General features: G+C 65.2%; 21 protein-coding genes and 1 tRNA gene. 14 read left to right on the top strand and 8 right to left on the bottom strand.

Annotation, left to right across the window (positions count from 1 at the left end):
* From urtD to DSM104440_RS11395, 6 genes are all read right to left on the bottom strand, one after another.
* On the bottom strand, nucleotides 1-879 hold the full coding sequence (gene urtD / locus DSM104440_RS11420) for an urea ABC transporter ATP-binding protein UrtD (protein WP_246211977.1): 879 nt from the start codon (nucleotides 877-879) through the stop codon (nucleotides 1-3).
* A complete protein-coding gene (gene urtC / locus DSM104440_RS11415; RefSeq protein ID WP_212758048.1) occupies nucleotides 876-1,958 on the bottom strand; it encodes an urea ABC transporter permease subunit UrtC in 1,083 nt (360 codons plus the stop codon). The genes urtD and urtC overlap by 4 nt, the downstream gene beginning before the upstream one ends.
* The gene (gene urtB, locus DSM104440_RS11410; RefSeq protein WP_171162702.1) at nucleotides 1,955-3,457 is read right to left on the bottom strand and encodes an urea ABC transporter permease subunit UrtB; all 1,503 of its coding nucleotides are present in this window, start codon (nucleotides 3,455-3,457) and stop codon (nucleotides 1,955-1,957) included. Before urtB ends, urtC begins: the two co-directional genes overlap by 4 nt.
* A 67-nt stretch (nucleotides 3,458-3,524) precedes the next feature.
* Nucleotides 3,525-4,826, bottom strand: coding sequence for an urea ABC transporter substrate-binding protein (gene urtA, locus DSM104440_RS11405; protein WP_171162700.1), 1,302 nt, complete (start codon nucleotides 4,824-4,826; stop codon nucleotides 3,525-3,527).
* A 192-nt stretch (nucleotides 4,827-5,018) separates the two neighbouring features.
* Nucleotides 5,019-5,822, bottom strand: a complete 804-nt coding sequence (locus DSM104440_RS11400; RefSeq protein ID WP_171162698.1) for a CoA-transferase subunit beta — start codon at nucleotides 5,820-5,822, stop codon at nucleotides 5,019-5,021.
* Complete coding sequence (locus DSM104440_RS11395) at nucleotides 5,819-6,667, bottom strand: CoA transferase subunit A (protein ID WP_171162696.1); 849 nt, start codon at nucleotides 6,665-6,667, stop codon at nucleotides 5,819-5,821. Before DSM104440_RS11395 ends, DSM104440_RS11400 begins: the two co-directional genes overlap by 4 nt.
* A 183-nt stretch (nucleotides 6,668-6,850) precedes the next feature.
* Here DSM104440_RS11395 and thrS point away from each other — a divergent pair, with 183 nt between their 5' ends.
* The 10 genes from thrS (at nucleotide 6,851) to DSM104440_RS11345 (ending at nucleotide 15,889) form a co-directional block, all read left to right on the top strand.
* Nucleotides 6,851-8,758 (top strand): threonine--tRNA ligase, encoded by a 1,908-nt coding sequence (gene thrS / locus DSM104440_RS11390; protein ID WP_171162694.1) that lies wholly within the window; start codon nucleotides 6,851-6,853, stop codon nucleotides 8,756-8,758.
* A gap of 126 nt (nucleotides 8,759-8,884) precedes the next feature.
* On the top strand, nucleotides 8,885-9,349 hold the full coding sequence (gene infC, locus DSM104440_RS11385) for a translation initiation factor IF-3 (RefSeq protein ID WP_425509636.1): 465 nt from the start codon (nucleotides 8,885-8,887) through the stop codon (nucleotides 9,347-9,349).
* 154 nt (nucleotides 9,350-9,503) lie between these two features.
* Nucleotides 9,504-9,701 carry a 50S ribosomal protein L35 gene (gene rpmI / locus DSM104440_RS11380; protein WP_171162692.1) on the top strand — a complete coding sequence of 66 codons (198 nt, stop codon included), beginning with the start codon at nucleotides 9,504-9,506 and terminating at the stop codon, nucleotides 9,699-9,701.
* Between the two features lie 9 nt (nucleotides 9,702-9,710).
* On the top strand, nucleotides 9,711-10,070 hold the full coding sequence (rplT, locus tag DSM104440_RS11375; RefSeq protein WP_171162690.1) for a 50S ribosomal protein L20: 360 nt from the start codon (nucleotides 9,711-9,713) through the stop codon (nucleotides 10,068-10,070).
* A 70-nt stretch (nucleotides 10,071-10,140) separates the two neighbouring features.
* Nucleotides 10,141-11,145 carry a phenylalanine--tRNA ligase subunit alpha gene (pheS, locus tag DSM104440_RS11370; protein WP_171162687.1) on the top strand — a complete coding sequence of 335 codons (1,005 nt, stop codon included), beginning with the start codon at nucleotides 10,141-10,143 and terminating at the stop codon, nucleotides 11,143-11,145.
* A complete protein-coding gene (gene pheT / locus DSM104440_RS11365) occupies nucleotides 11,142-13,499 on the top strand; it encodes a phenylalanine--tRNA ligase subunit beta (protein ID WP_171162685.1) in 2,358 nt (785 codons plus the stop codon). Before pheS ends, pheT begins: the two co-directional genes overlap by 4 nt.
* Complete coding sequence (locus DSM104440_RS11360; RefSeq protein WP_171162683.1) at nucleotides 13,496-13,822, top strand: integration host factor subunit alpha; 327 nt, start codon at nucleotides 13,496-13,498, stop codon at nucleotides 13,820-13,822. The genes pheT and DSM104440_RS11360 overlap by 4 nt, the downstream gene beginning before the upstream one ends.
* Nucleotides 13,794-14,180 carry a MerR family transcriptional regulator gene (locus DSM104440_RS11355; protein WP_171162681.1) on the top strand — a complete coding sequence of 129 codons (387 nt, stop codon included), beginning with the start codon at nucleotides 13,794-13,796 and terminating at the stop codon, nucleotides 14,178-14,180. Before DSM104440_RS11360 ends, DSM104440_RS11355 begins: the two co-directional genes overlap by 29 nt.
* A gap of 61 nt (nucleotides 14,181-14,241) precedes the next feature.
* Nucleotides 14,242-14,318, top strand: a tRNA-Pro gene (locus DSM104440_RS11350).
* Nucleotides 14,319-14,389: 71 nt separating this feature from the next.
* Nucleotides 14,390-15,889 (top strand): amidohydrolase family protein, encoded by a 1,500-nt coding sequence (locus DSM104440_RS11345; protein ID WP_171162679.1) that lies wholly within the window; start codon nucleotides 14,390-14,392, stop codon nucleotides 15,887-15,889.
* A gap of 5 nt (nucleotides 15,890-15,894) precedes the next feature.
* Here the strand turns inward: DSM104440_RS11345 and DSM104440_RS11340 are convergent, their stop codons facing one another.
* Complete coding sequence (locus DSM104440_RS11340) at nucleotides 15,895-16,566, bottom strand: HAD-IA family hydrolase (protein WP_171162677.1); 672 nt, start codon at nucleotides 16,564-16,566, stop codon at nucleotides 15,895-15,897.
* A 34-nt stretch (nucleotides 16,567-16,600) separates the two neighbouring features.
* On the opposite strand from DSM104440_RS11340, the gene DSM104440_RS11335 reads away from it, so the two are divergent.
* The 4 genes from DSM104440_RS11335 to DSM104440_RS11320 are packed head-to-tail and all read left to right on the top strand — an operon-like array spanning nucleotide 16,601 to nucleotide 21,526.
* Nucleotides 16,601-17,890: an ABC transporter substrate-binding protein gene (locus DSM104440_RS11335; protein WP_171162675.1), complete on the top strand. Its 1,290-nt coding sequence runs from the start codon at nucleotides 16,601-16,603 to the stop codon at nucleotides 17,888-17,890.
* Entirely contained in the window at nucleotides 17,887-19,539 is a 1,653-nt protein-coding gene (locus tag DSM104440_RS11330; protein ID WP_171162673.1) for an ABC transporter permease, read from the top strand. Before DSM104440_RS11335 ends, DSM104440_RS11330 begins: the two co-directional genes overlap by 4 nt.
* Nucleotides 19,527-20,594 carry an ABC transporter ATP-binding protein gene (locus tag DSM104440_RS11325; protein WP_171162671.1) on the top strand — a complete coding sequence of 356 codons (1,068 nt, stop codon included), beginning with the start codon at nucleotides 19,527-19,529 and terminating at the stop codon, nucleotides 20,592-20,594. The genes DSM104440_RS11330 and DSM104440_RS11325 overlap by 13 nt, the downstream gene beginning before the upstream one ends.
* Before the next feature lie 5 nt (nucleotides 20,595-20,599).
* Nucleotides 20,600-21,526 carry a hypothetical protein gene (locus DSM104440_RS11320; RefSeq protein ID WP_212758047.1) on the top strand — a complete coding sequence of 309 codons (927 nt, stop codon included), beginning with the start codon at nucleotides 20,600-20,602 and terminating at the stop codon, nucleotides 21,524-21,526.
* Here DSM104440_RS11320 and DSM104440_RS11315 read toward each other — a convergent pair whose 3' ends face one another.
* Nucleotides 21,527-23,110: a Vps62-related protein gene (locus DSM104440_RS11315; RefSeq protein WP_171162669.1), complete on the bottom strand. Its 1,584-nt coding sequence runs from the start codon at nucleotides 23,108-23,110 to the stop codon at nucleotides 21,527-21,529. It lies immediately after the preceding gene.
* Between the last annotated feature and the right edge of the window lie 10 nt (nucleotides 23,111-23,120).

Raw genomic sequence — 23,120 nt, 5'->3', positions numbered from 1 at the left:
CTATCGGCCCAGGTAGACCTCGATCACGCGCGGGTCACTTTGTACTGTGTCGAGGGTTCCTTCGGCGAGGACGCTGCCTTCGTGGAGCACCGTGACCTTCTTGGCGATGCGCGCGATGAAGCTCATGTCGTGCTCCACGACGACGAGCGAGTGCTGTCCCGCGAGCGAGAGGAAGAGCTCCGCGGTGCGCTCGGTTTCGTCGTCGCTCATCCCCGCGACCGGTTCGTCGAGGAGGAGAAGCTTCGGCTCCTGCATCAGCAGCATGCCGATCTCCAGCCACTGCTTCTGCCCGTGCGAGAGTTCGCCCGCGACGCGCTTGGCATTGTCGGCGAGGCGGATCTGGCCCAGCGTCGCGGCGATGCGATCGCCTTCCTCGCTGGAAAGCTTCGCGAAGAGGGTCTTTCTCACGCGCTTGTCGGCTTTCATCGAGATCTCGAGGTTCTCGAAGACCGTGTGGCGCTCGAAGATGGTGGGCTTCTGGAACTTGCGGCCGATGCCCGCGTGCGCGATCTGCGCTTCGGTGAGTTTCGTGAGGTCGATCGTCTGGCCGAAGAACGCGGTACCCGCATCGGGGCGCGTCTTGCCGGTGATCACGTCCATCATCGTGGTCTTGCCCGCGCCGTTCGGACCGATGATGCATCGGAGCTCGCCCGCGTCGATCGCGAGCGAAAGATTGTTCAGGGCCTTGAAGCCATCGAAGCTCACGGAGATGCCGTCGAGATAAAGGACAACGCCGTGCGCGAGGTCGAGCTGGCTCGAATCGATCGGGCGCGAGTAGCCCCCGGCAGGTTCCCGGACGACAGGCTTGGCCGGCGGCCACCACGGCCAGGGACGCGGCGCGTCGTGCGGATGGGCGATGACGGGCTCTTCGAGCTTCACGTTGCTTTGCCCTTGCGGAAGCGCTCGATGAGACCGACGACACCTTGCGGCAGGAACAACGTCACGAGAATGAACAGGAGACCCAGCAGGTAAAGCCAGAACTCCGGGAAGTACTGTGTGAACACGCTCTTGCCGCCGTTCACGAGGAAGGCCCCGACGATCGGTCCCGCGAGCGTGCCCCGGCCACCGACCGCGACCCAGATCGCGATCTCGATCGAGTTCGCGGGCGACATTTCGCTGGGATTGATGATGCCGACCTGCGGCACGTAGAGCGCGCCGGCGATGGCGCACAGCACGGCGGAGAGCGTCCACACGAAGAGCTTGTAGTGCACGGTGTCGTAGCCGCAGAACATCACGCGCGCTTCGGCGTCGCGGATGGCGGCGAGCACGCGTCCGTAGCGGGAGGTCACGATGAAGCGCGCGAGCAGCAGCGTTCCGATGAGTGCCGCGCCGGTGATCGCGAAGAGCGCCATGCGCGTCTCGGGCGTGGTGATCGGGATGTCGAGGATGCGCTTGAAGTCGGTGAAGCCGTTGTTGCCGCCGAAGCCCGTGTTGTTGCGGAAGAAGAGCAGCATCGCGGCGAAGGTGAGCGCCTGCGTGATGATCGAGAAGTACACGCCCTTCACACGCGAGCGGAACGCGAAGTAGCCGAACACGTAGGCAATCAGCGCCGGCACGACGAGCACGAGCAGGGCGGCCCACCAGAAGTGCTCGGTGTTCCACCACTGCCAGGGGAATTCCTTCCAGTCGAGGAACACCATGAAGTCGGGCATGTTCACGCGGTACTGGCCGTCGGCGCCGATCTGCCTCATCAGGTACATGCCGAACGCATAGCCGCCGAGCGCGAAGAAGAGACCGTGGCCGAGCGAGAGGATGCCCGCGTAGCCCCAGATCAGGTCCATCGCGACCGCGACGATCGCGTAGCACATGATCTTGCCGATGAGCGTGACCCAGAACGCCGAGAGGTGGAACGCGCTCGTCGGAGGCACGATGAGGTTCAGCAGCGGAAACACGATGAACACCACCGCGGCGCACGCCGTGAGGATCGTCCACCCGCGCGGGCCGAAGAAGCGCGTCACGATTCCACCGCGCGTCCCTTCATCGCGAAGAGGCCCTGCGGCCGCTTCTGGATGAAGAGAATGATGAACACCAGCACGACGATCTTCGCGATCACCGCGCCTGCCCAGGTTTCGAGCAGCTTGTTCATGACGCCCAGGCCCAGGGCCGCGAGCACCGTTCCCGCGAGCTGGCCCACGCCGCCGAGCACCACGACGAGGAAGGAATCGACGATGTACGACTGGCCGAGGTCGGGACCGACGTTGCCGATCTGCGAGAGCGCGCAGCCGGCGAGCCCGGCGAGGCCCGAGCCCAGGCCGAACGCCCACATGTCCACGCGAGCGGTGCGCACGCCCACGCAGGCGGCCATCGCGCGGTTCTGCGTGACCGCGCGAACGAACAGGCCCACTCGAGTGCGCGCGAGGATGAGCCCGATGCCCACGAGCACGGCGCCGGCGAAGGCGATGATCACGATTCGGCTCCACGGCAGCACCACGCCGGTCATGACCTCGAAGCCGCCCGACATCCACGTGGGATTCTCGACCTGCACGTTCTGCGCGCCGAAGATCGTGCGGACCGCCTGGATGAGCATGAGCGAGATGCCCCAGGTCGCGAGCAGCGTCTCGAGCGGACGCCCGTAGAGGAAACGCACGACGGTGCGCTCGAGCGCCATGCCCACCGCCATGGAGACGACGAAGGCCGCGGGGATGGCGACGAGCAGGTAGGCGTCGAATGCGCCAGGCAGATGGGCGCGGAACAGGTTCTGCACAACGTACGTCGTGTACGCGCCGATCATGATCAGCTCGCCGTGGGCCATGTTGATCACGCCCATCAGTCCATAGGTGATCGCGAGGCCGAGTGCGGCGAGCAGAAGGATCGAGCCCAGCGAGATGCCGGCGAACAGGAGGCCCGCGCGTTCGGCCCAGGCGAGGCGGCCCTGGACTTCCTTGAGGGCGCGCGCGCCCTCGGCCTTCACTTCGGGATCAGGATCGTCCTTCAATTCGCCGAGCAGGCCGCGTGCGGTCGGGCTGTTCGCCTCCCCGAGCTTGCGGATGGCGGCGATGCGTTCGGCCTTGTCGGTGGAGCGGATGCCCAGCGAGGCCGCGATCGCCTCGAGCATCGGTTTGATCTCGGGATCTTTCTCGGCGGCGAGCGCCTTCTTTACCGCCGGCAGCATGGCCGCCTCCGCGCCGCCCGAGAGTTCCTTGGCAGCGGCAAGGCGGGTGTCGCGGTCCGAATCGGTCAGGCGCAGGGCGGCTATCGCGCCGTCGATCACGCGGCGCAAGCGATTGTTCACCGTGACTTCGACGCTCTTGCCGTCGACGGTGACGGAGCCCTCGCCGAGGGCTTGCAGGAATTCGATGTCCTTGGGCTCACCCGCTGCGACGATCTGCGCGATGGCGGTGACCTTCTCGTCGTTGTCGCCGGCGGCGATGCGCTTGGCGATCGCGGGGTCGACGGCGTGCGCGGGCCACGCAAACGCGGCGCACACGACCATGAAGCCCATCAACAGGATGCGCATGGAGCTTTCCAGGGGGAGCGGTCAGAAGCCCGGGCGGCGTACTTTGCGCCGCCCGGTGCGAGCATCGTTACTTCTTCGGTGCGGCGGGCGGTGCCATGACCGTCTTGCCTTCCGGTTCGTCCTTCTTCTTGTCGTTGCCGGCGATGAACGGGCTCCACGGAGCCGCCTTCACCGGGCCGGGCGTCTTCCACACGACGTTGAACTGGCCGTCGGCCTTGATCTCGCCGATGAACACCGCCTTGTGCAGGTGGTGGTTCTTCTCGTCCATCTTCGACGTGATGCCCGAGGGAGCCTTGAACGTCTGGCCGGCCATCGCCGCGATCACCTTGTCGGTGTCGAAGCTCTTGGCCTTCTCGACAGCCTGCTTCCACATGTAGACGCCGATGTAGGTCGCTTCCATCGGGTCATTCGTGAGGGGCTTGTCCGCGCCGGGCAGCTTCTTCGCCTTGGCGTACGCGGCCCATTTCTTCTTGAACGAATCGTTCTCCGCGCCCTTGATCGACATGAAGTAGTTCCATGCCGCGAGGTGGCCGACGAGGGGCTTCGTGTCGACGCCGCGCAGCTCCTCCTCACCCACGGAGAACGCGACGACCGGAACGTCGGTCGCCTTCAGGCCCTGGTTGCCCAGTTCCTTGTAGAACGGCACGTTGGAGTCGCCGTTGATCGTCGAGACCACCGCGGTCTTCTTGCCTTCGGAAGCGAACTTCTTGATCTTCGCGATGATCGTCTGGTAGTCGGAGTGCCCGAACGGCGTGTACTCCTCCATGATGTCGGCCTCGGCCACACCCTTGCTCTTCAGGAACGCGCGCAGGATCTTGTTCGTCGTGCGCGGATACACGTAGTCCGTCCCGAGCAGCACCCAGCGCTTGGCACCGCCGCCGTCCTTGCTCATCAGGTACTCGACCGCCGGGATGGCCTGCTGGTTGGGGGCGGCACCCGTGTAGAAGACGTTCTTCGAGAGCTCTTCACCTTCGTATTGCACGGGGTAGAAGAGCAGGCCGTTCAGTTCCTCGAACACCGGCAGCACGCTCTTCCGGGACACCGACGTCCAGCAACCGAACACGACGACGGCCTTGTCCTGCGAGATCAGCTGGCGCGCCTTCTCGGCGAACAGCGGCCAGTTCGAGGCCGGATCCACCACCGTGGCCTCGATCTTCTTGCCCATCACGCCACCCTTGGCGTTGATCTCTTCGATCGCCATGAGCGCGACGTCCTTGAGGACGGTCTCGCTGATGGCCATCGTTCCGGAAAGCGAATGCAGCACCCCGACCTTCACGGTGCCGCCCGATTGGGCGTGTGCGGTGCCCCAGGTCGCCGTCGCGGCCAAGGCGACGGAGACGATCGTGCGTAGGAACTTGCGGCGAAGCATGTGTTTTCCCCTTTGAGTGGTGATGGAACTGCCGCTTCGCATTGAGCAGCATTCATGCCAGCGGTTTCGGGCGGGGATATGGCGATGTGGAGCCCACATTTGCCGGGATGCACCTAAACGGTGCCGGGTCGCGCGAGATTTTGGTGCGCCCTGAGGGAGGCGCGCTGCCGAAAAGAAGGCTTTGGCGGGGGATCAGTCGGTCGTTGTCGCGACGCCGTGGGCGCGTGCGGTGCGCTCGTGAAGGTCGCGAAGAGTGACGAGCTCGAGTTGCGTGGGCGGTGCGATGGCCTCCACCTTCGAGGCGATCTTCAGGTCCCAACCGGTCGCGGCCTTCGCCTGCTCGATGGTCACGCCCGGATGCAGCGCCGCGAGCGTGAGCTCCTTCGACACGGGATCCGGCACGAGGACGCCGAGGTCGGAGATGACTGCCGTCGGCCCTGCGCCACGCGCGCCGGATTTCTCGCGCGAATCGCCGCCGGTGAGGTGCCCGACCGAGGTGAGGAAGTCGACCTTCTCCACGAAGGTCCTCAGGTTCTGCTTGATGATGATCCAGGTCTCTTTCGCGTTCGAGGCGATCTCCGGCGCGCCGCCCGCGCCGGGAAGGCGCACCTTCGGCTTCGCGTAGTCCGTGCCGATGATGGTGGAGTTGAGGTTGCCGAAGCGATCGACCTGCGCGGCACCCAGGAAGCCCACGTCGATGCGTCCGCCCTGGACCCAGTAGCGGAAGATTTCCGGAACGGAGACCACCGTGTCGGCGTATTCAGCGAGCTCGCCGTCGCCGATGGAAAGCGGCAGCACATCGGGCTTCGCGCCGATCGTTCCCGATTCGTAGATGAGCACGACGTCGGGCGCGTGCATGAGTCGCGCGAGATTGGCGGCGGCCGAGGGCAGGCCGATGCCGACGAAGCACACGGTGCCGTTCTTCAGCCGCCGCGATGCCTCGATGGTCATGATTTCCGCGGGGGTATAGCCCGGGTGGCTCAGCGAGAAGCTCATCGGATCCCCGCGTAGGTCAGGAACTGCGCGTGATTGGGGGTGCTCATCACGTTCGCCTTCATCCATTCGACGAAGCGCTCGCGCTCACGCGAGATCACTTCCCATTCCCTGCAGAAGGCGTTGTCGCGTTCGTAGTAACCGTGTGCGTAGCTCGGGTGCGCGCCCATCGGCACCTCGCACACCGCGGCGAGTGTCCAGTGAGGCAGCACGCAGGCGTTCATCGGCGCCTCGAGGTTGTCGACGATCTCCTCGACCGTCGCGATCGCGACCTTCGCGGCCAGCACCGCTTCCTTCTGGATGCCGGTGATGCCGTGCACGAGCACGTTGCCCTTTCGGTCGGCCTTCTGCGCGTGGATCACCGTGACGTCCGGATTGATCGCCGGCGTGGCGGCGAGCACCTCGCCGGTGAACGGGCACGTGATCGATTTGATGTCGGGGTTGTGCTTTGGGAGATCCGAGCCCACGTAGCCGCGCAGCACAGAGAAGGGCAACCCGGAAGCGCCCGCCTGGTAGCGCCCGGCCATGTCTGCGTGACTGTGCTCGGCGATCGTCACCGCGTTGGGCCAGCCGTTCTGGATCGCGTCGCGGAAGCGGTGCAGCGATCCCACGCCCGGGTTGCCGCCCCACGAGAACACGAGGTGCTTTGCGCAGCCCATGCCGATCATCTGGTCGTAGACGATGTCGGGGGTCATGCGAATGAGCGTGAGCTCGCGGCGCTTCTGCCGGATGATCTCGTGCCCGGCCGCGGTGGGAATGAGGTGCGTGAAGCCCTCGAGTGCCAGCGACTGGCCATCCTTCACGAAGCGGCGGATGGCGTCGGAGAGGGACATGATGTTTGAAGTCATGGCGCGGATTATCCACCGACTTCTGAGGTAAAATTGTCCCAACAAAGGCTGAAAGGGCCGCCATGGTTATGAGACCGCCGACTACGTCGTTCACGAGGCTTCCCGGATAGGGCGGGCGCGGACCTTTTCATCTCGAAAAGCGCGGCTCGCCGCGCTTTTCCACTTTTTGAGCGGGAGAAACACATGGTTGCCATCACGCTGCCGGACGGTTCGGTCCGGAAATTCGATGACCCGGTCTCGGTGGCCGACGTTGCCGCCTCGATCGGTCCCGGACTCGCGAAGGCCGCCCTCGGCGGCAAGGTCGACGGCAAGCTCGTCGACACGTCGTTTCGCATCGACCAGGACGCGAAGCTCGCGATCGTCACGGACAAGGATCCAGACGGCCTCGACCTCATTCGCCACTCGACGGCGCATTTGCTCGCCTACGCGGTGAAGGAACTCTTTCCCGACGCGCAGGTGACGATCGGCCCGGTGATCGAGAACGGCTTCTACTACGACTTCTCGTACAAGCGTCCCTTCACGCCCGAGGATCTCGCGGCGATCGAGAAGCGCATGGCGGAGATCTCGAAGAAGGACATTCCGGTCCATCGCGAGGAGTGGAAACGCGACGAGGCCGTGAAGTTCTTCCATTCGATCGGCGAGAAGTACAAGGCCGAGATCATCGCGTCGATCCCGTCGGAGGAGGGCATCAGCCTCTACCGCGAGGGCGACTTCATCGACCTTTGCCGCGGCCCGCACGTGCCGTCCACGGGCAAGCTCAAAGTCTTCAAGCTCATGAAGGTCGCGGGCGCGTATTGGCGCGGCGACCATCGCAACGAGATGCTCCAGCGCATCTACGGAACGGCCTGGGCGAAGAAGGAAGACCAGGACGCGTATCTGCACATGCTCGAGGAAGCGGAGAAGCGCGACCACCGCCGCATCGGCACGCAGCTCGACCTCTTCCACCTGCAGGACGAAGCGCCGGGCATGGTGTTCTGGCATCCCAAGGGCTGGGCGGTCTGGCAACAGGTCGAGCAGTACATGCGCCGCGTGTATCAGGACAACGGCTACCAGGAGATCCGCTGCCCGCAGATCCTCTCGCGCTCGCTCTGGGAGAAGAGCGGCCACTGGGAGAACTACAAGGACAACATGTTCACGACGGAGTCCGAGAAGCACGACTTCGCCGTGAAGCCGATGAACTGTCCGGGCCACGTGCAGGTATTCAACAAGGGCGTGCGCAGCTATCGCGAGCTGCCGCTTCGCTACGGCGAGTTCGGCGCGTGCCACCGCAACGAGCCCTCGGGCGCGCTGCACGGGATCATGCGCGTGCGCGGATTCACGCAGGACGACGGCCACATCTTCTGCACGGAAGAGCAGATCCTCCCCGAGTGCGTCGAATACACGGCGCTGCTGCAGCGGGTCTACGCCGACTTCGGTTTCAAGGACATCATCTATAAGGTCGCGACGCGGCCCGTGAAGCGCGTGGGACAGGACGCGCAGTGGGACATCGCCGAAGAGGCGCTGATGGAGTCGCTGCGCCGCTCGGGCTGCGCCTTCGAAGTGTCGCCCGGGGAGGGCGCGTTCTATGGCCCGAAGATCGAGTATTCGCTCAAGGATGCGATCGGGCGGGTCTGGCAGCTCGGGACGATGCAGGTGGACTTCAACATGCCCGGCGCTTTCGGGGCCGAGTACGTGGCCGAGGACAATTCCCGCAAGGTTCCGGTGATGCTCCACCGGGCCATCGTCGGGTCCTTCGAGCGTTTCATCGGGATCCTGCTGGAAAGCTACGCGGGCGCGCTGCCGCTTTGGCTGGCCCCCGTTCAAGTGGTCGTGATGAACGTCACGGACCGCCAGGAAGCCTATGTTCGCGAGGTCGAAGCCGCCCTGAAGGCGGCTGGAATCCGGGTCGATTCCGATTTGCGAAACGAGAAAATAACGTATAAAATACGGGAACATAGCATTCAAAAGCTTCCTTACCAGCTGGTTCTCGGCGACAAGGAAGTGGCAGCGAAGACGGTCTCGGCGAGAACGCGGTCAGGTGAAAACCTGGCGCCGGTTCCCCTCGAGGCCTTTATTTCGCGTTTGAAAAGCGAAGTCGCTGACAGAACGTAGCGGGGTCTTAGCGCCCGGGTCGCCACCAACGGACCCCGGCACATCATTCAATTTTCGAGGGTTAAGCGAATAGCTCAGGACAAAGCAATACGCGTCAACGGCGAGATCTCCGCCACCGAAATCCGGTTGGTCGGGGTCGACAACGAGCCGCTGGGGATCATGAACATCATGGATGCCCTGAAGCTCGCGGAAGAAAAGGACATCGATCTCGTCGAGATCGCGCCCACCGCCAAGCCGCCTGTGTGCCGCTTGATGGATTTCGGCAAGTTCAAGTACGCCGAGAGCAAGCGGGCCCACCAGGCGAAGTTGAAGCAGAAGCAGATCCAGGTGAAGGAAGTGAAGTTCCGGCCTGGCACGGATGACGGGGACTACAAGATCAAGGTCCGTAACCTCATCCGGTTCCTGACCGAAGGCGACAAGACGAAAGTCACGTTGCGCTTCCGGGGCCGCGAGATGGCCCACCAGGAACTCGGCATGCAGCTGTTGAAGCGGGTCGAGGCCGACCTCAAGGAAGTCGGGGTCGTCGAGCAGTGGCCCAAGCTGGAAGGGCGCCAGATGATTATGATTCTCGGGCCGAAAAAGAAACACTGATCGGCCCGGATGCAGCGGGAACGTCGTTGGAACGGACAGCAAAGCTGCCGTTCAACTCCGGCGAGCAGTGCCAACAAGGTGTCTGCAGGTTTTTAAAGAGCGGATTGGTTTCCGCCACCTGAAGCGCCAACGTAGTGAAAAAAGGAGGGCTTTCATGCCCAAGATGAAGACCAAGAGTGGCGCGGCCAAGCGCTTCCGGGTCCGCGGTAGCGGCTCGGTGAAGCGCACGATGGCCGGCAAGCGCCACATCCTCACCAAGCGAACCACCAAATCGAAGCGCCAGCTTCGCGGCACGACGGGGGTCCACAAGACCAACGCCGCGCACGTGAAGGCGATGCTTCCCTACGCCTAAGGAGCCGACATGCCTCGCGTAAAACGTGGCGTCACGGCCAAGGCCCGCCACAAGAAAGTCCTCGCCAAGGCCAAGGGTTTCCGCGGCCGCCGCGGTAACGTCTACCGGATCGCCAAGGAAGCGGTGATGAAGGCGGGGCAATACGCCTACCGCGACCGCCGCAACAAGAAGCGTGATTTCCGTGGTCTGTGGATCGCGCGCATCAACGCTGCAGTCCGTGAAGCCGGCATGACGTACAGCCGCTTCATGGCCGGACTCAAGAAGGGCGCGATCGAGATCGATCGCAAAGTCCTCGCCGACCTCGCCGTGCGTGACAAACCCGCGTTTGGACGCATCGTCGAACAGGCGAAAGCGAGCCTCGGTGCCTGAAGCGACGTAAAACAGAAAGGGGCTCGCAAGAGCCCCTTTTTTATTTCCGGATTTCTTTCACTTGCTTGAGATGTCACAACTAGAACAAATCCAGGCAGACGCCGCCCGCGACATCTCGGCCACGACGAACCTCGTCGAGCTCGATCTGGCCAAGTCGCGCATCCTCGGCAAGTCGGGCGCGCTCACCGAATTGCTGAAGGGACTCGGCAAGCTTCCCGCCGACGAGAAACCCAAGGCGGGTGCGGCGATCAACGCGGTGAAGGTGAAGGTCGAGGCGCTCATCAACGAGCGGCGCGACGCGATCCTCGCGAAGGAACTCGAAGGCAAGCTCGCCGCCGAAGCGATCGACGTCACGCTGCCGGGCCGGCGCCAGGCGCTGGGCGGATTGCATCCGATCGCGCGCGCGCAGGAGCTCGTGGAATCGCTCTTCGCCTCGATGGGCTTCGCGGTGGCCGACGGTCCCGAGATCGAGGACGACGACTACAACTTCACGAAGCTCAACATGTTCCCGAACCATCCTTCGCGGAGCATGCAGGACACGTTCTACATCGAAGGCTCGAATCGCGTGCTGCGCACGCAGACTTCGCCCGTGCAGATTCGCTACATGGAGGCCCACAAGCCGCCGGTGCGCATCATCAGCCCGGGGCGCGTGTACCGCGTCGACCATGACGCCACGCACTCGCCGATGTTCCACCAGATCGAAGGCCTGTGGGTCGACGAGGGCGTGAGCCTCGCCGACCTCAAGGGCACGCTGCGCCAATTCCTGCGCGGCTTCTTCGAGCGGGACGAGATCGACGTGCGCTTCCGGCCGTCGTATTTCCCGTTCGTGGAGCCCGGTGTCGAGATCGACATGGAGTGGGAACGCTCCTCGGGGGGCGAGGTGAAGTACCTCGAGCTCGGCGGCGCGGGCGTCGTTCACCCGCAAGTGCTGCGCAACGTGGGCATCGATCCCGAGAAGTACTCGGGGTTCGCGTTCGGCCTGGGACTCGATCGCCTTGCGATGATCAAGTACGGCGTCGATGACCTGCGCCTGTTCTTCGAGAACGATCTCAAGTTCCTGAGGCAGTTCCGATGAAAGTCTCTCTCAAGTGGCTGCGCGAACTGGTCGACGTGAAACTGCCCGTCGACGAACTCGCGCACGCGCTCACGATGGGTGGCCTCGAGGTCGAGGAGATCACGCCGGTCGCCGCCGCGTTCGACAAGGTCGTCGTCGCGCACGTGAAATCCGTCGTGCCGCACCCGAACGCCGACAAGCTGCGCGTGACCGAAGTGGACGCCGGGACTGGCGCACCCCTCACCATTGTCTGCGGCGCACCCAATGTCGCCGTGGGCCAAAAGGTTCCCTGTGCGCTCATCGGTGCCAAGCTCGGCGATCTGCAGATCAAGCAGGCGAAGCTTCGCGGCGTCGATTCGAGCGGCATGCTCTGCTCGGCGCGCGAACTGGGCCTTTCGCAGGACCACGAAGGACTGCTCATCCTCGATGCCGATGCGCCCGTGGGCCAGGACATCCGCGCGCACCTCGAGCTCGATGACGTCTATCTCACGCTGAAGCTCACACCCAACCGCGGCGACTGCCTCTCGATGCTGGGCATCGCGCGCGACGTGGCGGCGATCACCGGCGCGAAGCTCATGCCGCCGAAGGTCGAGGCCGTCGCGACCTCGATCACCGACACGCGCGCCGTTCGACTGAGCGAGCCCGTCGCGTGCGCGCGCTACACGGGCCGGGTGATCCGCGGAATCAACCCGAACGCGAAGACGCCGGCCTGGATGGTGCGTCGTCTCGAGCGCGCGGGCCTACGCGCGATTCGTCCCCTCGTCGACATCACCAACTACGTGATGCTCGAGCGCGGCCAGCCGATGCACGCGTTCGACGACGCCAAGCTCAAGGGCGCCATCGATGTGCGCTTCGTCAAGCCGGGCGAAAAGCTGCAGCTCCTGAACGAGCAGTGGGTCGAGCATCGCCCGCAGCTTCTCGCGATCGCCGATGAATCGGGCGCGGTCGCGCTCGGTGGCGTCATGGGCGGCCACGCGACGATGGTGGGCGAGGGCACGACCGACGTGTTCTTCGAGGCTGCGTACTTTGACGCCGAAGCCGTTCAGGGCCGCTCGCGCGACCTGCAGCTCACGAGCGATGCGGCCTATCGCTATGAGCGCGGCGTGGACTTCAACGCGCAGCGCCCCGCACAGGAACGCGCCGCGCAGTTGATCCTCCAGATCTGTGGCGGCAAGGCCGGACCCATCACCGAAACGGTCGGCACGCTCCCGAAGCGCGAAGCCGTCCGCGTTCGCCCCGCGCGTGCCCGTGTGCTGCTGGGCTACGACATTCCCGACGCGAAGATGGCCGAAAGCCTGGTTCGCCTCGCCTGCGAGGTGCAAGGGGCCGAGCCGCTGAAGGTGACGGCGCCCTCCTGGCGCTTCGACCTCGCGATCGAGGAAGACTTCATCGAGGAGATCGCGCGCATCCACGGCTTCGAGCACATTCCGGCCGTGGCGCCGCGCTCGACCCTGCCGATGCTTCCGGTCCGCGAGGGTTCGCGCAACCGTTTCGACCTGCGCCGCGCTGCTGCCGCGCACGGCTACCAGGAAGTCATCAACTACAGCTTCGTCGCCGAGGAATGGGAACGCGACTTCGCCGGCAACGACAAGCCCGTGCGCCTCGCCAACCCCATCGCCAGCACGATGGGCGTGATGCGCTCGACGCTGCTCGGCGGCCTGGTCGCAAGCCTTGCCTCGAACCTCAACCGCGGTGAAGCACACGTGCGCCTCTTCGAGATCGGCCGCTGCTTCGAGGGCCAGGCCGCGGACCTCGCGGTGCAGCCCGAGCGCATGGCGGGTCTCGCGTACGGCGCCCGGATGCCGGAGCAGTGGGGCGACAAGGGCGAGCGCGTTGATTTCTTCGATGCCAAGGGCGACCTGCAGTCGATCGCGGGCACGCTCGCGCTGGAATTTACCGCCGGAACGCATCCGGCCTGCCATCCGGGGCGCTGCGCCGTGGTCCGCCTCGCCGGCCGCGAAATCGGCATCGTCGGCGAGCTTCATCCGCGCCTGCAGCAGCGCTACGACCTTCCGTTTGCGCCCGTCGTCTTCGAGATCCTGACCGGGCCGCTCCTGGAAGGGTGTCCTACAAGGTTTTCCGGGGTGTCGCGGATGCCCGCCGTACGCCGGGATCTATCGTTTACCGTCGGCAATCAGGTACCCTCCGGAGCGATCCTGGAAGCGGTCCGAAAGGCCGTTCCCCCCCTTGTCAGGGAGGTCGAAATCTTCGATCTGTACGAGGGAAAGGGCGTCGACGCGGGGAGAAAAAGCCTTGCGTTTCGTATAGTTATGCAGGATACTGACAGGACTTTGACAGATTCCGAGGTGGAGGCGATGGTGACCTCCATACGCAATCAAATCATCGAACAATTCAAAGCCCAGCCGCGCACGTGAAAGACAAAGTCACCCTCACCAAGGCCGAGCTGGCCGACCTGATGTTCGAAAAGGTCGGCTTGAACAAGCGCGAGGCCAAGGACATGGTCGAGTCCTTCTTCGAGGAAATCCGGATCGCCCTTGAACGGGGCGAGATGGTGAAGCTCTCGGGTTTCGGCAACTTCCAGCTCCGGAAGAAGCCGCAGCGCCCGGGACGCAACCCGAAGACCGGTGAAGAGATTCCCATCACGGCAAGGCGCGTTGTCACTTTTCACGCAAGCCAAAAGTTGAAGAGCCTGGTGGAGAAGTCCTTCAATGGCCACGGAGAACCTGGCGACGACTGATTTGCCGGCGATCCCCGCAAAGCGCTACTTCACGATCGGCGAAGTCAGCGAGTTGTGTGGGGTGAAGCCGCATGTGCTGCGCTATTGGGAGCAGGAGTTCACACAACTCAAGCCCCTGAAGCGGCGCGGCAACCGCCGCTATTACCAGCACCACGAAGTGCTCCTCATTCGCCGCATCCGCGAGCTGCTCTACGAGCATGGCTTCACGATCAACGGCGCGCGCAACCGCCTCGAGGAGCCGGTCCTGACGACCGCCCCCGCGACGCACCAGCCGCGCACGATGACCGTTCCCCAGCCCATCTCGCCCGCGAACATCCGCAAGGAACTCAAGAGCATCCTCAAGATGCTCGAGCCCTGATCGCCGAAGCACTTTCTCCCTTCGAAGTAGGGCGTGGAGAGGGTATAATTTCGGTCTCGGTCGGGGCGTAGCGCAGCTTGGTAGCGCACCTGCATGGGGTGCAGGGGGTCGGAGGTTCGAATCCTCTCGCCCCGACCAATTCCCAATTCGATACTGCCTTGCGCTGACGCAATGTTGGCGCAGTTGTAGCTCGTAGCATCGAAGGTCTGATGAAGACGCCAATGCACTCGCGCTGGGCCGGCCGAATCCTGGCAGTGGCGATGGCGTGCGCGTGCGCTTCGGCGTCCTTCGCGGCCGAGCCCGTGAAGACGATTCGACTGCTCGACGAGGTTCGGGCGCAGTGGGCGACCGCCCAGCCTGCGCGCATCTTCACCGCGCGCAAGATCCTGACGGGCGATCCCTCGCATCCCGAGGCAACCGCCGTCGCGGTCGGCGGAGGGCTCGTGCTCGCGCTGGGATCGCTCGAGTCGGTCACGGCATCTCTGGGCGACTTTCCCTACGACATCGACGGGCGTTTCGAAGGCAAGGTGATCGTGCCCGGATTCATCGACGCGAACGCCGATCCCGTCTTCGCTGCGATCGCTTTCGGCTCCGAAGTCATCGCCGCCGACGACTGGAAGATTCCGGGCCGTGGCGCACGCGTTGCACGGACACCCGAGCAATACCTGGAGCGGATTCGCGAAGCCGCGGCGGAGCCGGCGGCGCGCAACGAGACGCTCTTCACCTGGGGATACGACGCACGCTCGCACGGTGCGTTGGGACGCGAGGCGCTCGACAAGGCTTCGCCGCAGCGCGCGGTGGTCGTCTGGAGCCGGACCGGCGACGCATTGATTCTCAACAGCGCCGCCATCGACAAGTACGCGGTCTCCGGCGACATTCCCTCCGATGCGCGATTCACGGGCGTCGCACAGGAGACAGCCCTGCGCTTCATCGGGCGGGACCTCTTCTCGCCGCGGCAGTTCGCCCGCGGCCTGCACGCGCTGCGAGAGTGGCTGCCGGCCCACGGGATCACCACCCTTGCGCAACGCGGGGCACTGCCGCGCTTCGCGCCCCAGGCGGTGATCCACGAGGCGCTCGACGACCCGCTCACGACTTTCAGGACCTATTTCATCGCCGACGGCACGGCGATCTTTCGCGAAGCGACCGTCGCCGAGGAGAACGTGCTCCTGCGCACGCAGCGCTTCTGGACCTATGGGCGCGGGCGCGTCGAATGGCCGCTGCAGCAGGTGGCGCTGCTCGCAGGGAACGCCGCCGACTTCGACAAGGCCTTTCGCCTCTATTGGCGCGCCGAGTACCAGCTCCACATCCGTGCGGGCACCGTCGCCGAGAGCGAGCTTGCATTGCGCATCCTTCGGGCGCGGCAGGCCGCGGACCCGCGCCCGCAACACCGAACGACGGTTGCGCTTCCCGCCGATGCGCCGCCCGCGATCGCCGATGAGCTCGGCCGCCTCGGTGCTGTCGTCAGCGCGCGCGTGCAAGGAATTCCCGAGCGCCCGCTTGCCGCGTCGAAGGGCCTCGCCTCGATCACGAGCACGCCGGCGCATGCGATCCAGCGCGAGAACTACATCGGAAGCATCAAGGCCGGCAGCTACGCCGACTTCGCGATCCTCGAAAGCGAGCCCCCCGCGGGAGTAACGCTGCCCGTCGACCACCTCGGCATCTGGGGAACGGTGCTTGGCGGGCGGCCGCAGCCCGCCGCGCGGAAATAGCCGGTTCAGTCCCGCACGATCAGCCTGGCTGCCTCCGCGATGGTCGCGACGAGGCGATCGCACGCGAGGGTCTCGGGGCGCTGGCCCTCGGTATAGCCGTAGGGCACGCACCATACGGGGCAACCGGCCGCGCGCGCGGCCAGCACGTCATTGGCGGAATCGCCGATCATCAGCGTGGCGGCGGCCGGGCTGCCCATCTGGCGGCACGCGGCGAGCAGCATGTCTCCCGCGGGCTTGCGCGTGATGCCGTCGTCACCCGCGACGACGGAGGCCATCATCGAGTCGATACCCGCGTGCTCGAGCAGCTTCACGGTGAACTGCCGCGGCTTGTTGGTGACGACAGCGAGCGGCAGGCCTTCGTCGCGCAGGATCCGCAGCCCATCGAGCGCACCGGGAAACAGCACCGCCTTCGTGGCCACCAGGGCCGCGTAGTGATGCTCGAAGCGATGCACGGCGTCATCGAGCCCATCGCGACTTGCGCCCTGGCGCTCGAGCGCGCGCTCCACGAGCGAGCGAACGCCGCGGCCGACGAGGCTTTCGACGACGGTCGGGGGCACTTCGGCGATGCGCAGCTCGACGAATGCGAGAGCGAGCGCGGCATGGATTTCGCCCACCGTGTCCATGAGCGTTCCATCGAGATCGAAGATGACCGCCTGGAAGGAATTGGTAAGATTCACGGTAGATACCTAGAAAACAAAGAGGAGAAACAAGATGCATCCCTTCAAGCTCGCCCCGTTGGCGCTCGCCATCGTATCAAGCGCGGCGTTCGCGGACACGATCACCGTCGTCACCTCGTTCCCCAAGGAACTCACCACCGCGTACAAGGCGGCCTACGAAAAGAAGTTTCCGCAGGACAAGGTGGAGATCCTGAACAAGGGCACGTCGGCGGGCATCGCGTTCGTGCGCGAGCAGGCGGCGGGCAGCCGGCCGGAGATCTTCTGGGTTTCGGCACCCGATGCATTCGAGGTCCTCGCCAGCGAGAAGCTCCTGCAGAAGGTCGACGTTCCCGCCAGTGGAATTCCGGCGAAGGTCGGCGACTACCCGATCAACGATCCCGAGGGCATGTACCGCGGCCAGGCGCTCGCGGGCTACGGGATGATGTGGAACACCCGGTACATGCAGGCGAACAAGCTTCCGGCCCCGAAAGAGTGGGCGGACCTGATGAAGCCCGTGTATCACGGCCACGTCGCGACCTCGTCGCCTTCGCGCTCCGGCACCACGCACCTCACGTTCGAGACGATCCTGCAGGGTGAGGGCTGGGACAAGGGCTGGAACCAGATCCTGCAGATCTCGGGCAACTGCGCCTCGATCACCGAGCGCAGCTTCGGCGTTCCCGACGGCGTGCAGAACGGCCAGTTCGGCATCGGCCTGGTGATCGACTTCTTCGGGCTGGCCGCGAAGGCCTCGGGCTTCCCCACGGAGTTCGCGTATCCGTCCGTCACCGCGATCGTGCCGGCCAACATCGGACTCGTGGCCGGCGCCAAGAGCCCGGAGGCCGGCAAGCGCTTCCTGCAGTTCACGCTCTCGGATGAAGGCCAGCAACTCCTGCTCGACCCGAAGATCTCGCGCCTGCCGGTGCTGCCCGCGACCTACGCGAAGGCGCCCAAGGGCTACCCGAATCCCTTCGACGGCTCGATCAATGCCAAGGTGAAGTTCGATTCGAATCTTTCGGAGTCGCGCTACTACGTCGTGTCCTCGCTCTTCGACCAGGTGATCACGTTCCGCCACAAGGAACTCGTCGCGGCGACGAAGGCGATCCAGGACGCGGAGAAGCGCCTTGCCGGCAAGGCGAGCCCGCAACTCGAGGAAGCGAAGAAGCTCGCGTGGTCGGTCCCGGTCTCGGCCCAGCAGGCCCAGGACAAGGAGCTCCTCGCGGTCTTCAAGGCGAAGAAGGGCGATGACGCGGCCGTGAAGCGCAAGACGCAGATCGAGGAGGAGTGGAGCACGAAGGCCAAGGCGAACTACGTCAAGGCCGCCGAGCTCGCGAACGCCGCTAAATGATTCCCGCGGTCGCGCTCGCGATCGCGGCGTTCCTCGTCGTCTTCCTGGTCGTTCCGGTCGGGGCCGTCTTCTACACGGCGTTCTCGACCGGCTCGGGAGGCTTCACCCTCACGCACTTCGCGTCGTTCTTCCAGATCTCGCTCATGCGCGAGTCCTTCTGGAACAGCCTGTACGTCGCGGGAATGTCGGTGGTCTTCTCGACGCTGATCGCCGTGCCGCTCGCGTATTTCACGGTGCGCTTCCGCTTTCGCGGGGCGCTGCTCATCCAGACGCTGGGCGTGCTGCCGCTGATCATGCCGCCGTTCGTGGGCGCGGTGGCGATGCAGCTCATCTTCGGCCGCTCGGGCTCCGTGAACCTGCTCCTGCAGGAGCACTTCGGCTTCACGATTCCGGTGATGCAGGGCCTCACCGGCGTGATCTTCGTCGAGACCCTGCATTACTTCCCGTTCATCCTGCTCAACCTCGTCGCGGCGCTGCAGAACATCGACGGCGCGATGGAGGAATCAGCGCAGAACCTGGGCGCCTCGGGCTTGCGGCTCTTTCGCAGGATCGTTTTCCCGCTGGCGATGCCCGGCTACGTCGCCGGCGCGTCCCTGGTGTTCGTGAAGGTCTTCGACGACCTCGGAACGCCGCTCGTGCTCGGCACGACCAACATGCTCGCGCCCCAGGCCTACCTGCGGGTGACGTCGGTCGGCGTGGAGGACCCGATCGGCTACGTGATCAGCGTGATCATGATCGCGTTCTCGGTGGCCGCGCTGTGGATGTCCGCACGCATCCTCAAGGGCCGCGACTACTCCACGCTGCAGCGCGGCGGCACCTCGCTCCAGCGGCGCACGCTCACGCCGTGGCAGACGGCTTTCGCATACTTCTGGATCGCGATCGTGCTGCTCGTCGTGCTCGCGCCCCACATCGGCATCCTGCTCATGTCTTTCTCGAAGGTGTGGAGCTTCAGCGTGCTGCCCGAAGGGTTCACGCTCGAGCATTACAAGACCGTGCTCGTGCAGTCGCCGCACATGATCGGCAACACGCTGCTCTACTGCGGGCTCGCGGCATTCATCGACGTGATCGTGGGAACCGCGATCGCCTACATCATCCTGCGCACGAAGGTGCCCGGCCGGCAGGCGCTCGACTGGGTTGCCGCCGCGCCGCTGGCGATTCCGGGCATCGTCCTCGGGATCGGCTACCTGCGCACGTTCAAGGGTCTCGAGATGCCGTTCACGCAGACGGCGTTCGCGGCCACGTGGATCGCGCTGATGATCGCGCTCGCCGTGCGGCGGCTGCCTTACGCCGTGCGCGCCTGCATGGCCGCGCTCACGCAATTGCACGTGTCGCTCGAGGAGGCCGCGGAGAACCTCGGTGCAACGAAGGCAAGCACGGTGCGGCGCGTGGTCGTGCCGTTGATGGCCGGTGGAATCCTCGCGGGCTTCGTCACGAGTTTCATCACGGCGGCCGTCGAGCTCGCGGCGACCCTCGTGTTGTCGACATCGGCAGACCAGGCGCCGATGTCGTACGGTATCTATCTCTACATGCAGAGCATCGCCGGGCGCGGGCCAGGCGCGGCGTTGAGCGTCCTTGCCGTCGTGATCGTCGGCCTTGGCACGTACGCGTCCTACCGCTTCACGAATCGGGGTGACACATGGAAGCAGTGAGCGTCGAGGCTCGCAACATCGAGTTGTCGTACGGCACGACGAAAGTGCTGCGCGACATCTCGCTCACGGTCTTGCCGGGCGAGTTCTTCGCACTGTTGGGTCCTTCGGGGTCCGGGAAGTCCACGCTGCTCAGGCTCATCGCGGGCTTCAACCAGCACCAGGCGGGGCAGCTCCTCGTGGGCGGCCGCGATGTCACCGGCGTGCCGCCGTGGAAGCGCAACGTCGGCATGGTGTTCCAGAACTACGCGCTGTGGCCGCACATGACGGTCGCGAAGAACGTCGCCTTCGGTCTCGAGGAGCGCAAGCTTCCGCGCGACGAGATCCGCAAGCGGGTCGATGCCGCGCTCGCCCTCGTGGGCCTCTCCGAATACCGCGACCGTCGTCCCAACCAGCTGTCGGGCGGTCAGCAGCAGCGCGTGGCGCTCGCACGCACGATCGCCGTCGAGCCCCAGGTGCTGCTCCTCGACGAGCCGCTCTCGAACCTCGATGCGAAGCTGCGCGTGCAGATGCGTCATGAGCTTCGCCGCCTGCACGACCAGCTCGGCATCACGACGATCTTCGTGACGCACGACCAGGAAGAGGCCCTCACCATGTGCGACCGCATCGCGGTCATGGACCAGGGGGTCATCCAGCAGATCGGCACGCCCGAGGAGCTCTTCGACCGCCCGGTGAACCGGTTCGTCGCGCAATTCGTCGGATCGGTGAATCTCGTCGAAGGTGCGATCCGGCGCGAGGCCGGGCGCAGCGTCTTCGCTTCGGCGTTGGGCGATCGCCCGCTGCCGGGGGCCATGGATGACAGGGAAGGGCGCGTCGAACTCGCCTTCCGTCCGCACGCCGTCATCGTCCACGACGAGGCGACGGCGAATCCGGATGCCCTGGAGCTCGAAGGCGTGATCGAGACCGGCGAATTCCTCGGCGAGTTCGTGCGCTACGAGATTCGCGTCGGGGAGTCGCGCATCATCGCCGACCAGCCGCACCTGCAGGGTTCCACGCGCATCGAGAAGGGGAAGATCGTGCGCCTTTCCATCCCGCGTTCCGAGATTCGCCTGATCTGATCGTCATGATGCGCATCGCGGGCCTCGTCGTGGCGCTGGCGGTTCCGGCGATGGCCGCGGCGCAGGTGTTCCGGTTGACCGACGGCAACGTGCAGAAGCGTGCGAACGGTGCGCTCGCCCTCATGGGCTTCACGCTCATCCCGGACGTCACCACGGGATCGCTCGCCATCAGCAGCGCGCCCACGCAGAATCCCGATTTCCAGCAGACCACGCTCGGCGGCGGCGACACGGTCCACAAGCGTCTGTACCTCGAGGGCACGGTCGGCACCAGCCGATACGACCCGACGTTCGTCGCCAGCGATGGCGTCGAGCAGCGTGACGTGTCCGTGAAATGGCGGAGCGTCTCGGCCACCGGGGGGATCGGCTACGACTTTCCCATTGCCCAGCACCTCGTGATCCGGCCCGTCCTGAATGTTTCGATCGGCCGCGTCGAGAGCGAGGCGGCGGGGTCGGTGCGCATCGCGTCGGTGCGCGCAGGCGAAGACGTCGCGTTCGCGCAGGACGGACGCCTGGACGTCTACGGGGTGGGTGGCGCGGTGATGCTCGACTACGAGGACTACCAGCCACGGCGCGAGATCGATGCGGAGCTGCGCTTCACCGCGATCCCGCTGCGCAGCTACGGCGACACGGACTCGGTGGTGAAGGGCACGTCGCACGCGAACAGCATCAGCTTCTGGACGCGCTGGCGTGCCCCGACCGGGGCCGTGATGCTCGATCGCCCCCTGCGCTACGTGCTCGAATACGCGCATACGAGCTTCGTCGGAAGCCTCGATGGCGTGCTCGGCTTCAACCACCTCAACTCGTTCGGCGTCGGCCTCGAGCTCGACACGAGCCGGCTCGACACCTACGTCACCCGCGCCCGCGCCGTGATGCGCTACGTCGTCGGGCAGAACGTCGAGGGGTGGTCGCTCGGGCTGGCCGTCAGCTTCTGATCACTTTTCCCGGTCGGCGGTCGCCCAGCTGCCCTTCTCCCACGGCGGTTGCGGGCCCGTTTCCTGCGAGCACTCCGACTTGAGTCCCGCCTCGTCCATGACGAGGTTCACGAGCTTCAGCGTGCCGAACGTCAGGATCGCGCCACCGATGGACCCGAATTTCCTCTCCATATCGGTCTGCGCCGCAGCCGCCCCGCGTTCGAAGATGCGTCCCCAGCGGCCCTTGATGCCCATCCAGGCCTGGGGCGCGATGGTGTACGGCGGCTTCGCCTTGACGTCGGCCTCGAGGAAATTCACGGCCATGAGATAAGGCCCGGCGCCCGCGCGCGTATCGAGGACCTTTCCGCCGGCCTGCGCATCGTTGAGGAGCCGGAACTCGATGACCCCGGCCTTCACCTCGTGCGAGTAGTAGCGCGCGGGCTGGAAGTACGCCGCGTGGCCGTTGAGCGAAGAGTAGAAGCGCACTCTTCCGGCGCTCGTCGATTGCACCGCCGGATACCAGGCGCCGCCATCGTGCTGCGAGAGGTAGGTCTCGATCATGTTGCCCGTGCGGTTGTCGACCGCGACGGTGATGTGCTCCCAGTCGCCTTCGTGCTGCCCGCACGGCGCCATGCTGTGGTCGCCCATGCTGTCGTAGGTGCCTTTCCAATTGAGGTTCTTGAAATAGGCAGTTCCGGCACCGTTGTACGCATAGAGGAACCAATACTGCAGTTCCGTCCGTGAGGCGCCGACTTTCGCGTTGACGTAGACGCGCGCCGCCCCGAGGTTTCCGGGCTTGGCCGGGTCCGTCGGATTCTTCAGCGCGAGTCCGTTGCCCACCGGAGACGTGACCGCGAGATACGACTCGACCGAAGTCGGGAAGTAAGTCTCCTTCGGATGGAAGGAGACGACGGGCGCGTAGGTGCGCATCCATTCCTCCACCTTGGCCTGCGCCGGAACGCCGGGCGGGTTGTAGCGAAGCACGCCGTCGGCAAGCACCTTCTGCGGCGCGGCGGGCGCCGCGTAATTTCCCTGGGCGAGGAAGAAGGTTTGCGCCGGAACGCTCGCATGCGGGTTCGCGAACGCTTTCCAGCCCCAGACGCTCACGTCCTGCTTGCCGCCGGACTTCTTGTCATTCCACACGTCCATGTAGCCGCGGCTCACTGCCTTGACGAGATCGGCCCGCACGCAGCGATAGATCTGCGCCATGAGGGGCGGAAGCGCGTGCCCGATGACGTTCACGTCGCCCAGGCCCGTGTATCCATTGGGGCAATTCGCCCGCCAGAGCGAGCCGTCCTGCTTGGCGCCGGTGCCGACGTCCTTGTAGATCAGCGTGAATCCGGTCGGCGGCGCGAGCGCGTTCGGAACCGAGGCACTGAACGCGCAGGCTTCGCCGGTGGGCGCGCCGCCGCCCTGGGCATGGTCGCCCAGCGTAAACCCCGTGGAGGGACGGAAGAACGAGACGTCTCGCGATGCGCCGCTGCCGCGATCGGTCCACAGCGATGCCCAGGCCGTGGGTGAGCAGACGATTTCGCCGGCCGCGAGGGCGGAGCACGGAGCGAGCAGGGTGGCGACCGCAAGCGCGATCAGGCGAGGACGTGTCACGGGTGCTCCC

It is taken from the genome of Usitatibacter palustris, assembly GCF_013003985.1.
Classification (GTDB): domain Bacteria; phylum Pseudomonadota; class Gammaproteobacteria; order Burkholderiales; family Usitatibacteraceae; genus Usitatibacter; species Usitatibacter palustris.
The sequence above is the reverse complement of the archived record's forward strand: the minus strand, read 5'-3'. Positions and strand labels throughout refer to the sequence as shown.

Bases quoted from the DNA above. Each gene is read 5' to 3' on its own strand.
- DSM104440_RS11345 (WP_171162679.1), top strand. From the start codon at position 14,390: ATGAAGACGCCAATGCACTCGCGCTGGGCCGGCCGAATCCTGGCAGTG.
- urtB (WP_171162702.1), bottom strand. From the start codon at position 3,457: ATGCGCATCCTGTTGATGGGCTTCATGGTCGTGTGCGCCGCGTTTGCG.
- DSM104440_RS11330 (WP_171162673.1), top strand. From the start codon at position 17,887: ATGATTCCCGCGGTCGCGCTCGCGATCGCGGCGTTCCTCGTCGTCTTC.
- DSM104440_RS11395 (WP_171162696.1), bottom strand. From the start codon at position 6,667: ATGACTTCAAACATCATGTCCCTCTCCGACGCCATCCGCCGCTTCGTG.
- DSM104440_RS11400 (WP_171162698.1), bottom strand. From the start codon at position 5,822: ATGAGCTTCTCGCTGAGCCACCCGGGCTATACCCCCGCGGAAATCATG.
- urtA (WP_171162700.1), bottom strand. From the start codon at position 4,826: ATGCTTCGCCGCAAGTTCCTACGCACGATCGTCTCCGTCGCCTTGGCC.
- DSM104440_RS11335 (WP_171162675.1), top strand. From the start codon at position 16,601: ATGCATCCCTTCAAGCTCGCCCCGTTGGCGCTCGCCATCGTATCAAGC.
- pheS (WP_171162687.1), top strand. From the start codon at position 10,141: ATGTCACAACTAGAACAAATCCAGGCAGACGCCGCCCGCGACATCTCG.
- DSM104440_RS11325 (WP_171162671.1), top strand. From the start codon at position 19,527: ATGGAAGCAGTGAGCGTCGAGGCTCGCAACATCGAGTTGTCGTACGGC.
- rpmI (WP_171162692.1), top strand. From the start codon at position 9,504: ATGCCCAAGATGAAGACCAAGAGTGGCGCGGCCAAGCGCTTCCGGGTC.
- rplT (WP_171162690.1), top strand. From the start codon at position 9,711: ATGCCTCGCGTAAAACGTGGCGTCACGGCCAAGGCCCGCCACAAGAAA.
- DSM104440_RS11320 (WP_212758047.1), top strand. From the start codon at position 20,600: ATGATGCGCATCGCGGGCCTCGTCGTGGCGCTGGCGGTTCCGGCGATG.
- thrS (WP_171162694.1), top strand. From the start codon at position 6,851: ATGGTTGCCATCACGCTGCCGGACGGTTCGGTCCGGAAATTCGATGAC.
- pheT (WP_171162685.1), top strand. From the start codon at position 11,142: ATGAAAGTCTCTCTCAAGTGGCTGCGCGAACTGGTCGACGTGAAACTG.
- DSM104440_RS11355 (WP_171162681.1), top strand. From the start codon at position 13,794: ATGGCCACGGAGAACCTGGCGACGACTGATTTGCCGGCGATCCCCGCA.